This window comes from Nostoc flagelliforme FACHB-838, assembly GCF_014698065.1.
GTDB classification, from domain to species: Bacteria; Cyanobacteriota; Cyanobacteriia; order Cyanobacteriales; family Nostocaceae; genus Nostoc; species Nostoc flagelliforme_B.
In genome coordinates this window covers 44,868-59,787 of the sequence record NZ_JACJSI010000006.1, presented here as the reverse complement: position 1 = coordinate 59,787, position 14,920 = coordinate 44,868, and the positions used below count along the sequence as shown (strand labels likewise).

12 protein-coding genes are annotated in these 14,920 nt (G+C 44.8%); 7 read left to right on the top strand and 5 right to left on the bottom strand.

Translation table 11 applies throughout. The annotated features are described in order from the left end of the window. Positions 1 to 21 precede the first annotated feature (21 nt). Together H6G97_RS04815 and H6G97_RS04810 are read left to right on the top strand one after the other, a co-directional pair. Positions 22 to 252, top strand: coding sequence for a NifU family protein (locus H6G97_RS04815; RefSeq protein ID WP_190939564.1), 231 nt, complete (start codon positions 22 to 24; stop codon positions 250 to 252). A gap of 79 nt (positions 253 to 331) precedes the next feature. Continuing rightward, positions 332 to 2,566 (top strand): glycoside hydrolase family 57 protein, encoded by a 2,235-nt coding sequence (locus H6G97_RS04810; RefSeq protein WP_190939563.1) that lies wholly within the window; start codon positions 332 to 334, stop codon positions 2,564 to 2,566. 183 nt (positions 2,567 to 2,749) lie between these two features. On the opposite strand, the gene H6G97_RS04805 is transcribed toward H6G97_RS04810, so the two are convergent. From H6G97_RS04805 to H6G97_RS04790, 4 genes are all read right to left on the bottom strand, one after another. Further along, complete coding sequence (locus H6G97_RS04805) at positions 2,750 to 3,310, bottom strand: hypothetical protein (protein ID WP_190939562.1); 561 nt, start codon at positions 3,308 to 3,310, stop codon at positions 2,750 to 2,752. Between the two features lie 114 nt (positions 3,311 to 3,424). Continuing rightward, a complete protein-coding gene (locus tag H6G97_RS04800; RefSeq protein WP_190939561.1) occupies positions 3,425 to 4,648 on the bottom strand; it encodes a type II secretion system F family protein in 1,224 nt (407 codons plus the stop codon). 113 nt (positions 4,649 to 4,761) lie between these two features. After that, complete coding sequence (locus tag H6G97_RS04795) at positions 4,762 to 5,889, bottom strand: type IV pilus twitching motility protein PilT (RefSeq protein ID WP_190939560.1); 1,128 nt, start codon at positions 5,887 to 5,889, stop codon at positions 4,762 to 4,764. A 134-nt stretch (positions 5,890 to 6,023) separates the two neighbouring features. After that, positions 6,024 to 8,030, bottom strand: a complete 2,007-nt coding sequence (locus H6G97_RS04790) for a GspE/PulE family protein (protein ID WP_190939559.1) — start codon at positions 8,028 to 8,030, stop codon at positions 6,024 to 6,026. A gap of 419 nt (positions 8,031 to 8,449) precedes the next feature. Here H6G97_RS04790 and grpE point away from each other — a divergent pair, with 419 nt between their 5' ends. Beyond that, a complete protein-coding gene (gene grpE, locus H6G97_RS04785) occupies positions 8,450 to 9,199 on the top strand; it encodes a nucleotide exchange factor GrpE (RefSeq protein WP_190939658.1) in 750 nt (249 codons plus the stop codon). A 227-nt stretch (positions 9,200 to 9,426) separates the two neighbouring features. Further along, positions 9,427 to 11,382: a molecular chaperone DnaK gene (dnaK, locus tag H6G97_RS04780; protein ID WP_190939558.1), complete on the top strand. Its 1,956-nt coding sequence runs from the start codon at positions 9,427 to 9,429 to the stop codon at positions 11,380 to 11,382. A gap of 266 nt (positions 11,383 to 11,648) precedes the next feature. Here dnaK and H6G97_RS04775 read toward each other — a convergent pair whose 3' ends face one another. Continuing rightward, positions 11,649 to 11,903, bottom strand: coding sequence for a hypothetical protein (locus tag H6G97_RS04775; protein ID WP_190939557.1), 255 nt, complete (start codon positions 11,901 to 11,903; stop codon positions 11,649 to 11,651). 162 nt (positions 11,904 to 12,065) lie between these two features. Here H6G97_RS04775 and dnaJ point away from each other — a divergent pair, with 162 nt between their 5' ends. From dnaJ to rsgA, 3 genes are read left to right on the top strand one after another with little or no spacing between them, the layout of a single operon-like run. Then, on the top strand, positions 12,066 to 13,196 hold the full coding sequence (dnaJ, locus tag H6G97_RS04770) for a molecular chaperone DnaJ (RefSeq protein ID WP_190939556.1): 1,131 nt from the start codon (positions 12,066 to 12,068) through the stop codon (positions 13,194 to 13,196). Beyond that, entirely contained in the window at positions 13,196 to 13,453 is a 258-nt protein-coding gene (locus H6G97_RS04765; protein WP_190939555.1) for a sulfurtransferase TusA family protein, read from the top strand. The genes dnaJ and H6G97_RS04765 overlap by 1 nt, the downstream gene beginning before the upstream one ends. Continuing rightward, a complete protein-coding gene (rsgA, locus tag H6G97_RS04760; protein ID WP_190939554.1) occupies positions 13,450 to 14,592 on the top strand; it encodes a small ribosomal subunit biogenesis GTPase RsgA in 1,143 nt (380 codons plus the stop codon). The genes H6G97_RS04765 and rsgA overlap by 4 nt, the downstream gene beginning before the upstream one ends. The last annotated feature ends 328 nt before the right edge of the window (positions 14,593 to 14,920 follow it).

Below are 14,920 nucleotides of genomic sequence, written 5' to 3'. Positions count from 1 at the left end.
CTAACTTAGCAGGTCTAAACTATGGAACTTACAGTTGAAAACGTTGAAACAGTCTTAGATGAAATGCGCCCTTATCTCATGTCTGATGGCGGCAATGTGGAACTCGTAGAACTTGATGGGCCTGTTGTAAAACTGCGGCTGCAAGGTGCTTGTGGTTCTTGTCCCAGTTCTGCAATGACCCTGAGAATGGGTATTGAGCGCCGCCTTAAGGAAATGATTCCCGAAATTGCAGAAATTGAGCAAGTGGTGTAAAAGTTAGGAGTTAGGAGTTAGGAGTTATTGAGTTTTGAATCAACTCCTAACTCCTCATTCTTAACTCCTAACTATTCCTATGTCCCATCCTCTTTACATCGCTTTTATCTGGCATCAACATCAGCCGCTGTACAAATCTCCTGGCAGCGGCGTTTCGCTATCTTCTAGTCAGCAGTACCGTCTACCTTGGGTACGTTTGCATGGGACTAAAGATTATTTGGATTTGGTATTACTCTTAGAGCAGTATCCTAAGTTACACCAGACGGTGAATTTAGTTCCATCGCTGATATTGCAACTCGAAGATTATATTGCTGGTACTGCTTTTGACCCTTACCTCACAGCCAGCTTGACACCGGATGAGCAACTCACCCAGCAACAGCGTGAATTTATTATCCAACACTTTTTCGATGCCAATCACCATACCTTGATCGATCCTCATCCCCGCTATGCCGAGTTGTATCACCAAAGGCAGGAGAAGGGGCAAGCTTGGTGTTTAGCAAATTGGGAATTGCCAGACTATGGCGATTTGCTAGCTTGGCACAATCTGGCTTGGATCGATCCGCTCTTTTGGGATGACCCGGAAATTGCTGCTTGGTTAAAAAAGGGTCGGAATTTTACTTTAAGCGATCGCCAGCGCATTTATTCCAAACAACGAGAAATTCTCAGCCGAATTATCCCCCAACATCGCAAAATGCAGGAGACGGGACAGCTAGAAGTTACCACCACGCCTTACACCCACCCGATTTTACCCTTACTAGCTGATACTAATTCTGGTCGGGTAGCTGTGCCGAATATGACACTACCAAAGCAACGCTTTGAGTGGGCAGAAGATATTCCCCGCCACTTGCGGAAAGCTTGGGACTTTTATAAAGACCGCTTTGGACAGATACCTCGTGGTTTATGGCCTTCGGAACAGTCAGTAAGTCCGGCGGTACTTCCACATATTATTAACCAAGGATTTAAATGGATATGCTCAGATGAAGCCGTTTTAGGATGGACGTTGAAACACTTTTTTCATCGGGATGGGGCAGGGAATGTAGAGCAACCAGAACTGCTGTACCGACCTTATCGCTTGCAAACCGCCGAGGGTGACTTGTCAATTGTGTTTCGTGACCACAGATTATCAGATTTGATTGGCTTTACTTATAGCGCGATGCCAGCAAAACAGGCAGCAGCGGATTTAGTGGGACATTTGCAAGCGATCGCTAAAATGCAAAGAGAAAGTCAAAGTGAGCAACCTTGGCTAGTTACCATCGCCTTGGATGGGGAAAATTGCTGGGAATTTTATCCCCAAGACGGCAAACCTTTCCTAGAAGCTTTGTATCAAAGCTTGAGCGATGAACCCCACCTTAAACTCGTCACTGTCTCCGAATTTCTGGAAGAATTTACAGCCACAGCCACCATTCCCGGAGGGCAACTACATAGTGGTTCTTGGGTGGATGGCAGTTTCACCACTTGGATCGGCGATCCTGCCAAAAATCGTGCTTGGGATTACTTGACAGAAGCAAGGAAAATGCTCGCAAGTCATCCCGAAGCGACTGAAGAAAACAACCCCGAAGCGTGGGAAGCTTTGTATGCCGCAGAAGGTTCTGACTGGTTTTGGTGGTTTGGTGCAGGACACTCCTCAAATCAGGATGCCATCTTTGATCGGTTGTTTCGAGAACACTTATTTGGCATTTACAAGGCATTAAATGAACCTGTACCGCCCTATCTCAAGCAACCAGTGGAAGTCCACGAAGCGCAGGGAAGCCATATTCCCCAAGGATTTATTCATCCCGTCATCGATGGTAAGGGTGATGAACAAGACTGGGATAAAGCTGGACGCATAGAAATCGGCGGGGCACGGGGAACAATGCACAATAGTAGCGTCATCCAGCGACTTTGGTATGGGGTGGATCACCTCAATTTCTATTTACGGCTGGACTTTAAAGGTGGCGTTGCACCAGGGCGGAATTTTCCAGCAGAATTGAATTTGCTGTGGTTCTATCCAGAAAAAACAATGGTTAACAGCCCAATTCCCTTGGCGGATGTACCAGATGCAGCCCCACTTAATTACCATTTCCACCATCTTCTGGAAGTTAACTTGCTGACGCAATCGATTCAATTTCGAGAAGCTGGAGACAATTATCAATGGCATCCCCGTTTTAGTCGCGCTCAAGTAGCTTTAAATAGTTGTTTAGAGTTGGCAGTACCGTGGGCAGACTTACAAGTTCCGCCAGATTATTCCCTACGCCTGATTTTGGTACTTGCGGATGAAGGGCGTTTTTCCAACTATTTGCCAGAAAATACTTTGATTCCCATTGAGGTGCCTTAAAACTCAATACCCTAGCTGTTATACCATTTCACAAAAGAGCTGGTATTGATATCTAGGTAAGGGCGTACAACTGTACGCCTTTACAGCCGATTCATGTGTTGCAAAGATTTTTAAACGTAAGTCCTAATATAGTTTGGCGTATTTTCATACAGAATTGGTATAACTCCTAACTGCTAGCTTTTTCTAAGCTGGGGGAATCTCTGAAGAGAAAATGTGTGTGAAATTCTCTTCAAGCAGCGAATCTGGTGTTTGCATAATAAATGGAAGTTCGGCTCCCACAAGTCCTCTTTGGATGTGTTCTAAAGTCTCACTAAAAATGACAAACAAAGGATATATAATATTAGCTCCCTCGCTCAAAATATGACTGTGGCGGAGAGGCATTAACCACTCATAATCATTGTCTAGGCAAACTTGGGTTTGTCTCCAACGTCCTAGCAAATCAGAAAAATCTTCGTTAGCACGATGAATAAAGACTAAAATTTCGGCTCCAGTTTTGACTTTCCACTCTGGATCGCACATTAAAATTGCCACATCACAGGGTAAGCAAACTGTTTGTGGGGCTGTTGTAGCAGTGTTGCGAAGCCGGACAATTGGCAAGGGTATAGTGATAACACTTTCATCTGGACGGCGCAGACTGGGAATCATCTCCAAGTATGGCCGATATTGCTTTAGTAAGGCGATCGCAGCTAAATGATTGCTGTACTCTGCCAAACTCGCTTCGTAGTGAGATTTTTGCACAGTCATAGTTGATTAAATAGTGAGGAGTTAAGAATAAAATTAATCAGTTAGGAGTTAAAAGTTAGAAATAAAAAGTTTTAATTTCTAACTTATAGCTTATAGCTCTTAACTTTTAATCCTCTATCCCATCTTTTCAAATACTGCAAACATAGGCAGATACATCGCTAGCAAAATGGTTCCAACCATTCCCCCTAAAACTACAATCATCACTGGTTCCAAAATACTAGTCATTGCTTTTACTGCTTGCTCAACTTCATCTTCATAGAAATCGGCAACCTTCATTAACATTGCATCTAATTCTCCAGTTTCTTCTCCGATACTAATCATCTGAATTGCCATAGCCGGAAAAACGGCATCTTTTTGTAAAGCAAGGCTAATCATACCTCCTTGTTGAATCTCCATGCGAGCTGCGTCTATGGCATTGGCAATTACTTGGTTCCCTGATGTATCTCGGACAATTTCCAAACAAGTTAAAATTGGTACACCTGAACGAGTCAAAGAACCAAAAGTCCGGCTAAAGCGGGCAACTGAAGATTTTTGAATTAAGTCACCAAACAACGGCATTTTGAGGGAAAGACGATCAATTGTTATGCGACCAACAGGAGTTTTACCGTATTGTGTAAAGGCGATTTTCAATCCTACAAGAATAGCGATAAGCACGAAAACCTTCGGACTTCTCAAAAATAAACTAGCATCCATCAAAAATTGCGTTAGAGCTGGTAATTCAGTTCCAATTTCTGTAAAAATCTTCGCAAAAACGGGAATGAGAAAAATGGTCATACCGAGAAAGATAGCAACTGCTATAAAACCCACGACCACTGGATAAGACAATGCTGATTTAATCTGGTTTTGTAGGCGGGCAACATCTTCTAACAACTTAGCTAAACGATTCAATACTTCGTCTAGAACACCACCAACTTCGCCAGCTTGAATCATACTCACATATAATCCATCAAAACAGTCAGGATGCTTCCGCATTGACTCTGAAAGATTCATTCCACTTTGAACATCATTGCTAATTTCCACAAGGGCTTGTTTCAGTTTGGTATTACTACACTGTTCGGAAAGTACCCCCAGACTTCTAACGATCGCAACCCCTGCATTCATTAAAACGGCAAATTGACGGGAAAAAACGGCTTTGTCTTTCACAGAAACCTTAACAAAGGAATTCTGGATTTTTTTCAAGTCAAAATTTACCTGAAATCCTTGAAATTGTTTGAGTTCTTGGACTACAAAACCTTGATCTCTAAGATTAGTACGAGCTTGCGTCAAGGATTCAGCAACAATTTTTTCTGTTCGGGGTTTTCCTTGAGAATCCCGAATACGGGCAACGTAGGTTGGCATAATATAAATTCAAAATAGTGGTTATTTAATTAGGCATGGGGCAATGGGCACAAGGGAAAGAATTACTGCAACTTCCTCTCTACTCCCTCATCCCCGTCATTTCCCCAATTCCTCTAATGCGCTTTGGCAGCCATACCAGATTTCGCACCTGCTGCTTGAGGCGGTGCAGAAGTACCGATCAGACGTTGGATTTCATCTGGCTTAGAAGTCTTAGACATCGCGGCTTCAAAAGAAATCGTTCCTGCTTTGTAAAAATCGGCTAAAACCTTCTCTAGAGTTTGCATTCCCAATTTGCCGCCAGTTTGAATAGCTGAGTAAATCTGAGATGTTTTACCTTCTCGAATCAAGTTGGAAATAGCAGGAGTGACAATCAGAATTTCTTGAGCCATCACCCGACCATATTCACCAGGTTTAGGGTTTTTCTTGGATACCAAAGTTTGGCTAAATACCGCCACTAATGAGTTAGACAACTGCACCCGCACTTGGGTTTGTCTTTCATGGGGGAAAACGTCAATAATCCGGTCAACTGTCTGTGCCGCAGAACTAGTGTGGAGAGTACCAAATACTAAATGTCCTGTTTCTGCTGCCGAAATCGCCAAAGAAATTGTTTCTAAATCGCGCATTTCCCCCACCAGAACAATATCTGGATCTTCCCGCAAAGCTGCTTTCAAAGCATTAGCAAAGCTCTTAGTATCTTCACCCAATTGTCTTTGGTGAACCAAGCTTTTAATTGGTTCGTAGACAAATTCAATTGGATCTTCCACCGTTAAAATATGCTCTGCCTTGGTGCGGTTAATCAAGTCAATCATTGCCGCGAGGGTAGTTGTCTTGCCAGAACCTGTCGGGCCTGTCACGAGAATTAGCCCTCTGGGTTTATCTGTCATTTCCCGCACGATATCTGGCAAACCTAATTTTTCAAAGTTAGGAATTTTAGAACTTAATGCCCGTAAGCAAGCAGCATAAGAACCACGTTCTTTATAGACATTGACCCGAAAGCGAGCCAAACCCTTAACACCATAAGAACAATCCAACTCCCAGTTCTGCTCTAAGGTTTTACGCTGGGTGTTGTTGAGCATACTAAAAATCAACCTTTGACATTGATCGGCTGTCAATATATGCTCACCGATGGGGGTGAGTTTGCCACTGATACGGAAGTAAGGGGGCAAACCTGCGGATAAGTGCATGTCCGAGCCACCTAATTCAATCAACTGCTCCATCAGATCTTCAATCATCATTTCCATAGTTCTGCTTCCTTTTTATGTTTGTTATTTGTCCTTTGTCAGTTGTCCTACCCTGCGGGAAGCCGCAGAAGCGTCTATGTCATTTGTTTAAAGTTATTAAGCATCAACTAGTGACCAATGACTAATGACTAACCTTAAAACCGAGATGTCATACAGTAGGGGCAATCCAGCCATTCTTGTTTCAATGTGGCATCGCAACTCCGGCAGGTAAGACCAGTCTTGCGTTTGGCTTTTAACTCGGCTTCCAAACCAGTATCAGTAAACGTCACCCGTTCTACTTCTTCTAGGGTGGTGGAACCTTCTCGCACTAAGTCCAAACTGTAAGCCAGCAAGGTTTTCATCCCCTCTTCTATTGCCACTTCCTTAATGCGTTCCGTGGGTGCATCTTCGTTGATGAGAGTTTGCAGGTTTTCGGTGACTCGCATAACTTCATAAACACCACAACGCCCTTTGTAGCCGATCCCATTACATTTTGAGCAAAGCTGATTTTTGGTTTTGGCTTCTGCGATCGCATCTAATGTCAAGGTGTTAGCTTTGTAAAAGGTGACTCCCACATCTGCGGAAGCTGATAAACCATAACGAGCTAGTTCCTCGGTTGTGGGAGTGTAGGGAACACGACATTCAGAACATACACGCCGCACCAAACGTTGAGCTAAAACGCCAATTAGGGAACTAGAAACCATGAAAGGCTCAATCCCCATTTCTCCCAAACGAGCGATCGCTCCTGGGGCATCATTGGTATGTAAGGTAGTTAATACCAAGTGACCGGTCAAGGCAGCTTCAATTGCTGTTTTTGCCGTTTCCTTATCCCGCGTTTCACCCACCAGCAACACATCTGGATCTTGTCGCAAGAAAGCTCGCAAAGCGGTAGCAAAATCCAGTCCCTTTTCCCGAATTACCTGTACTTGAGTAATCCCTGGAAGGCTGTATTCGATTGGGTCTTCTACAGTACTGATATTAATTCCGGGATCATTCTTTTCCGAGAGTGCAGAATACAACGAGGTTGTTTTCCCCGAACCAGTTGGCCCAGTTACCAAAATTAGACCAAAGGGACGACTCACCATATCCTTGACAATATTCAAAGTCTCTGGATCGGTAATTAACTTATCTAATCCCAGTTGGGTGGAGGAGTTATCCAAAATCCGCAGCACCACCTTTTCCCCGTAGCGACTGGGTAAGGTATTCACCCGGAAATCCACCTTACGTCCCTCAAACAAACGTCGGATGCGTCCATCTTGGGGTAAACGGCGTTCGGCAATGTCTAGATTGGAGATGATTTTAAATCGGGCTGTAACTGCCGGGATGATTTTTTTCGGTAGGGGATCGAAAGCTTCGCGCAGTACGCCATCCTTCCGAAAGCGAATGCGTAAGTTTTCTTCTTGCGGTTCGATATGTATGTCAGAAACGCCCTCATGCAAGGCTTTAGCCAGGATTCTGTTAACTAGGTTGATGACTGGGGCATCCTCTGCACCCTTCATCGCCGCACCTAGATCAGCCTCCATTTCTTCAGGAGCATCCGAAAGATCGAGATTTCCGAGGTTTTCTAAATCCTGATTAATATCTGTAAACTTTTCTTGTTCTAGGTGCTTTTGCTTAACAGCCATTTCATCCAGATATTGGTTGATTAGCTGTTGGTAATCTTCCTGGGTAATCACCATGCGCTGCAACGCCAAACCTTGGGGGCGCAAGATGCGGTTCAGGTCATCGGAAGCCTCTAGATTATCTGGAGCAACCATCGCCACTAAAACTGAGGGCGGGGTTTGGTCTTCGTGTTTTGACAGTGGTACTAAACGATGGCGACGACAGATATCCACTGGGATGAGGGTTTCAATCAGGTTCCCCATCATCGTGTTGCCAATGGAGCTGACTTCAGGATCGAGGAACTCTACACCGTATAGTATTTTAAGTTCAAATAGTTGCTGTTTTTTGTATTGCCTGAGCAACTCAGGTGATAGTTGTTGCCCAGTGATTGACTCTAGTACTTCCGTTAGGGGTCTGCCAGATTTGCGGCTTTCAATTAATGCCTGCCTCATCTGTTCGGTATTGACATAGCCAGATTGCACTAGCTTGTTGCCAAAGGGCGAAAACTCTGTTCTGGTAGTTAGAGCGGTACTGCGCCGTTGTGGTGACGAGTAAGTCATAAATGAGCAATTGATTTGGGGAAACCTCTGCTTAAAGTATTCCCAGGCTGTGAGACAGAATTCTCATTTCCCAAAAAAGTCCTAAGTTAGGTTGTTTCTTTAAAAGACACCAAGGGCGAATTGAACTGGGGATTGAGGACTGGGACAATTTTGATGGAGATTCAAACCCCAATCAAATTGGGAAAAAGACTTTTCCCAGGTTTCAGTCTCAGAGCTAACATTTGCAAATTACTCGTTCGGGTTCCCGCCTTAGTGGCATCTGGGCTAAGGTGTTCACCATTTGTCACAATAAGAGGACGGTTACATCACTTCCAGGAACTTGTTGGCAACAAAATCAGCCCCAGTGGCAAGCCGTGGATGACGACGGTTGCAAGCTGTGGAGATACACTGCCATAAAAAGCATCTGGAATGAACAGACAATGATCGATGAAAATAAACAGATAAACAATACAAGCCAGCAATTGGGTGAACCAACAGAGGTAAAGCAAGCAATGAAGAGTGACTTCCCAGCCCAAGTAAATTTCAATGAATCTGGTAGCGAGGTGACAGAGCAAGTGGCAGCCCAAACAAATGTATCCGGGGATACGGCTAATCCCAATCTAGAAAATAGCGTCGCTGCAACCGAGAAAACCGGAGTGGAAACAGCAGCTTTGGCAGAACTGACTCAACAAATCGAGTCTCTAAAAACGCAACTAGAAGAGCGTAGTACTCAATATATGCGGATTGCCGCTGATTTTGAGAATTACCGGAAACGTACTAGCAAAGAAAAAGAAGAGTTAGAGACGCTAATGAAGCGGAACACGATTCTGGAATTGCTGCCAGTGGTCGATAATTTTGAGCGGGCGCGATCGCACCTCAAACCGCAATCTGATGGCGAAATGACCATGCACAAAAGTTACCAAGGCGTTTACAAACAATTAGTAGATAGCTTGAAGCGCTTAGGTGTATCCCCAATGCGTCCCGAAGGTCAAGAATTTGATCCTAACCTGCACGAAGCAGTAATGCGGGAACCTACGGATGAACATCCTGAAGGAACAGTGTTAGAAGAGTTAGTGCGCGGATACTTCTTGGGCGAACGTGTGCTACGCCATGCAATGGTTAAAGTGGCTGCTCCCAAGGAAGATAGCCCTGCTGCACCAGAAGATCAGTCGAGTTCAGCCAACAGTTAAGCTGTAATTGCTCACCTCACTGACCTAAAGTGCCTGGGTTCTAGCAAGGATGAGCATCGCGTACCTAAAACTTGGACAAGGCTTTGGATAACTCTCTGTGTTTAAACTTCTCTCTTGCTACCAGTAACAGGGATTCCACAGACGTTATCCGCTAGCCTTTGTTCGGAGTAAAAAAGTTAGTCCGCGACACATTACACCAGAAAGAATCAGTAAAAATACTGCCGAATATGGGAAAAGTTATTGGGATCGACTTAGGCACTACTAACAGTTGCGTCGCAGTTTTGGAAGGCGGTCAACCACTGGTGATCTCCAATTCTGAAGGTGGACGAACGACTCCAAGTATTGTGGGATTTGGCAAGAGTGGCGATCGCTTGGTTGGTCAATTGGCAAAGCGCCAAGCCGTAACCAATGCCGAAAACACAATCTACAGTATTAAACGATTTATCGGGCGGCGTTGGGAAGATACTGACATAGAACGCGATCGCGTCCCCTACAACTGTGTCAAGGGTCGAGACGATACCGTTGATGTTCAAATTCGCTCAAAAAATTACACGCCACAAGAACTATCCGCCATGATCCTGCAAAAACTCAAGCAGGATGCGGAAAACTTTTTGGGTGAGGAAGTTACTCAGGCAGTGATCACCGTACCAGCATATTTCACAGATGCCCAAAGACAAGCAACTAAAGATGCTGGCACAATTGCTGGATTAGAAGTCCTGCGAATCATCAATGAACCAACAGCTGCGGCTTTAGCTTTCGGATTGGAAAAGCAAGACCAAGAGCAGCTAATTTTAGTATTCGACTTAGGAGGCGGTACCTTCGACGTATCGATCTTGCAACTTGGGGATGGCGTTTTTGAAGTTAAAGCGACTTGTGGCAACAACCACTTAGGTGGAGACGACTTTGATAATGCGATCGTGCGTTGGATGATGGAACGTTTCCAGCAACAAGAAAAGATCGACCTTTCCCAAGATAAGATGGCACTGCAACGCCTGCGGGAAGCAGCGGAAAAGGCAAAAATTGAACTTTCCAGCATGACGAATACCTCCATCAACTTGCCCTTTATCACCGCTGATGACACCGGGCCAAAGCATCTCGAGATGGAACTCAGCCGCTCTAAATTTGAAGAACTGGCACTTAATTTAATTGAAGGTACCATCGAACCAATGATCCAAGCGCTCAAAGATGCGGATCTCAAACCACAAGCCATAGATCGGATTATTTTGGTAGGTGGTTCTACCCGTATTCCCGCAGTCCAAAACGCGCTGATTAAGTTTTTCAACGGCAAAGCTCCCGACCGCTCTATCAATCCTGACGAAGCCGTAGCATTGGGAGCGGCTATTCAAGCAGGGGTATTGGGTGGCGAAGTTGATAATCTCTTACTTTTGGATGTAACTCCTCTGTCTTTAGGAATTGAAACCTTGGGTGAAGTGTTCACCAAAATTATTGAACGCAACACCACAATTCCTACTAGTAAGTCACAAATTTTTTCCACAGCAGTTGATGGGCAAACCTCGGTAGAAATTCACATCCTCCAAGGTGAACGGGCAATGTCACGAGATAATAAAAGTCTCGGCAAGTTTCTACTAGCAGGAATTCCCCCATCACCCCGTGGTGTACCACAAATTGAAGTATCCTTTGAAATTGATGTCAACGGCATACTGAAGGTTTCCGCCCAAGACAAAGGTACAGGAAGAGAACAGAGTATCAGGATTACCAATACAGGTGGTTTGAGTACCAACGAAGTCGAACGGATGCGCCAAGAGGCCGAACTGTTTTCCGAGGAAGATAGAAGACGTAAAGAACTGGTTGAACTCAAAAACCAAGCAGATAATCTGTTATTCAGTTACGAATCCACCATCAAGGATAATAGCAACTTTATCGGCGACCAGATGAAAACCTTGGCTAGTGAAAAAGTTTTACAACTCCAAGCTGCAATGATTGACTCCAGCATCTCCACTGTGGAATTTAAGCAGCGCTTAGACGACTTCCAACAAACCCTGTTTGCAATTGGTGCTGATGTCTATAACCGAGCTAACAGCCAAACAGATGAGATTGAGGAGGCTTCAGTTAGTCTCTTGACTCCAGAAGTAGACTCACCAAATGGGACACTAATACCACAATTCAACTTTGATTTTGACGAAGAAAGTACTGCCCAGGTTGATTATGAGGCGATAGATTAGAGATGGGGTATGGGTAAGAGGCAGAGGAGCAGAGAGCAGGGAGCAGGGAGCAGAGGGGAAAGAGTAAATAATAAAAAGGTAATTCTTTATTCTCTCCCTTGCCCCCTGCCCCCTGCTCCCCTGCCCTTTCCCCACCCCCTAATTTGCAAATTTTTATTAAGAAATTTTAATATATTTAAATATTTAGCGAAGTTTCACAAGACCTCAGCGGTTTGCTAGATTGTAGAAGCAAATTACTTTGGGCTAGGCAGTATGCCAGTTCAAATCTAATTCAAAGCATAAGGGTGGTTTTCCACACCTAATGGTGCGGCTAGCCCCTCTGGTTGATGGGCGGGGTTTTCCTCTCCTACGTAGCACAATTGTAAAAGAGACAGCCGACTCGGCAGTGAGAAGTCTGAGCAGAGGCTTCCCCTGCTCGTAACTTCTATAGCTTTTGTCGTCTCCCACGAGGAAATCACCTGTTGCCCAAAATTTGTCGGTGATTTTTGTAAAAGGTAAAGGGTAAAATCAGTTATTAACAAAAATTAATTTTATCTTCTGCCTATCCTCCGGCAAGCTGCTCTCTAAAGGTTACTGTGTTGCTCCTCCATATCTGTAGGCAAAACACTTTTCTGTAGGGTAGCAAGTGACTGTGACTTTCTACTGCCTTCTGCTTTCTTCCTTCTAACTTTTACCTTTGCTATATGGCCCGCGACTATTATGAAATCCTGGGTGTCTCTCGTGACACCGACAAAGAAGAAATCAAACAAGCCTATCGCCGTTTAGCCCGGAAGTATCACCCAGATGTGAACAAAGAACCGGGGGCGGAGGATCGCTTTAAAGAAATTAACCGCGCTTATGAGGTACTCTCGGAACCAGAAACCCGCGCTCGTTACGATCGCTTTGGGCCAGACGGTGTATCAGGTGCTGCTGGCGCGGGCTTTCAAGATGTCGGCGATATGGGTGGTTTTGCCGATATCTTTGAAAGCATTTTTAGTGGCTTTGCTGGCGGTATGGGTAGTCCCACACAACAAAGACGGCGCAGTGGACCTGCGAGGGGCGATGACCTGCGGCTAGACCTGAAATTAGACTTTCGGGAAGCGGTATTTGGCGGCGAAAAAGAAATTCGCATTTCCCATTTAGAAAATTGCGAAGTTTGTAGCGGTTCTGGTGCGAAACCTGGAACCCGCCCCCGGACTTGTTCTACTTGTACCGGATCGGGTCAAGTCCGCCGTGTTACCAGAACACCCTTTGGCAGTTTCACCCAAGTCTCGACTTGTCCCACCTGTAATGGGACAGGGATGGTAATTGAAGATAAATGTGATGCCTGTGATGGTAAGGGCGCAAATCAAGTCACTAAGAAACTCAAAATTACCATTCCAGCTGGGGTGGATAATGGCACACGCTTGCGGATTTCTAGTGAAGGCGATGCTGGTCAACGTAGTGGCCCTCCTGGGGATTTGTACGTTTACTTGTTCGTGAATGAGGACGAAGAATTCCAACGGGATGGCATTAATATTCTTTCGGAAATCAAAGTTAGCTACCTGCAAGCGATTTTAGGTTGCCGGTTAGAGGTAGATACGGTAGATGGGCCGGTGGAACTGATTCTTCCAGCTGGAACCCAGCCAAATACGGTGATGAAGTTGGAAAATCGTGGCGTACCCCGCTTAGGTAATCCCGTAAGTCGTGGAGATCACATGCTGACGGTATTAATTGATATTCCCAATAAAGTGACCCCAGAGGAGAGGGAACTGTTGGAGAAGCTGGCTAAAATTAAGGGAGATCGCACTGGTAAAGGCGGTCTAGAAGGATTCTTGGGAAATTTATTTAAGTAATGAAGCCCTCTTCTGTTTTAACTCCCGATGCTCAACTTGATTTACGTGGCACCCCTTGCCCAATTAATTTCGTGCGGACAAAATTACGTCTGGAGAAAATGCCATTGGGAGGTTTGCTAGAAGTCTGGCTAGACCCCGGTGAGCCGATTGAGCAGGTTCCTGATAGTCTGACAATGGCAGGTTATCAGGTGGAACAAATTACAGACTGTACTAGTTATTTTTCTCTGTTAGTGCGCCGTCCACTTAATGGCCAATGACAGGGGAAAATTTTGTTGCAACTGGACAGTTGTTGGGTACGGTGGTAGCTGTACAGGCTAATTTTTACCGAGTACAGATGGATGAAGAGGATGGGGAGCACAGGAGCAGGGAAGCAAAGGAGAAACTGAATTTAAACGTTCCTTTGCCCCTCTGCGCCCCTGCCCCCTCGCTTCCCCCTCTACTCCTCTGTACCCGAAGAACACGTCTGAAAAAAATCGGGCAACAGGTGATGGTAGGCGATCGCGTTGTAGTAGAAGAGCCAGATTGGGCTGGGGGACGGGGTGCGATCGCTGATGTTTTACCCCGCCAAAGCGAATTAGATCGTCCCGCGATCGCTAATGTCAACCAAATCCTATTGGTATTCGCCGTTGCTGATCCACCTTTGGAACCTTATCAACTGAGTCGGTTTCTAATTAAAGCTGAGTCTACAGGCTTAGATGTACTTTTATGTTTGAATAAAAGTGATTTAATTTCACCGCAGGAACAGCAACAAGTTAGCGATCGCCTCCTTGGTTGGGGCTATGAACCAATATTTATCAGCGTTAAAGATGGTATAAATACTGACCAAGCAGCCAGGTATTTGAGCAATAAAATTACTGTAATTGCTGGGCCTTCCGGTGTTGGTAAATCCAGCCTGATTAATTCGCTGATTGACTCTGCCAAACTGCGAGTGGGAGAAGTTTCTGGCAAACTAGCTCGTGGTCGTCATACGACTCGCCATATAGAATTATTTGAGTTGCCTAGCGGTGGTTTGCTTGCAGATACTCCTGGTTTTAATCAGCCTGACATGGATTGTATACCAGAAGAATTAATCCATTATTTCCCAGAAGCAAGAAAGCGGTTAGCAGTTGCTAGCTGTCGGTTTAGTGATTGTCTACATCGAGACGAACCTGAGTGTGCGGTGCGGGGAGACTGGGAACGATATGAACATTATTTAGAATTTTTGGATGCTGCGATCGCTCATCAAACACAGCTGCACCAACAAGCCGATCCAGAATCTACGATGAAGTTAAAAAGCAAAAGCAAAGGTAAAGGGCAGAGTCAATACGAACCCAAGCTAGAAAGTAAAAAATATCGCCGGATTTCCCGCAAGACTCAGTTACAGGACTTGCAGGAATTATATCGGGATGAGGAATAAGGAGTACGATGTCTACAACGGGCTGTACTTACGTACTTCTATGTAAAAGTTGGTGACGATAGCATGGATACAAATAGAAAAGCTATCTTGTCTGGTAAATTACGCTTTTTTAACCCAGAATATTGCCATAAGAAGCAAAACCACAGTTGCAGCAAACGAACCAGCAACTAGAACAGGAATGCCAACAGGCTGAAAATTGCCAGAATGTTTACGAGCCGCAAGCATTGAACCTAAGTAAATATTTTAAGTACAGGATAATACAATAAACAAATAGACAAGTTTTACAGAGATTCAAAGCTAGTTAACAAGACGCACTGGGGGCATAACA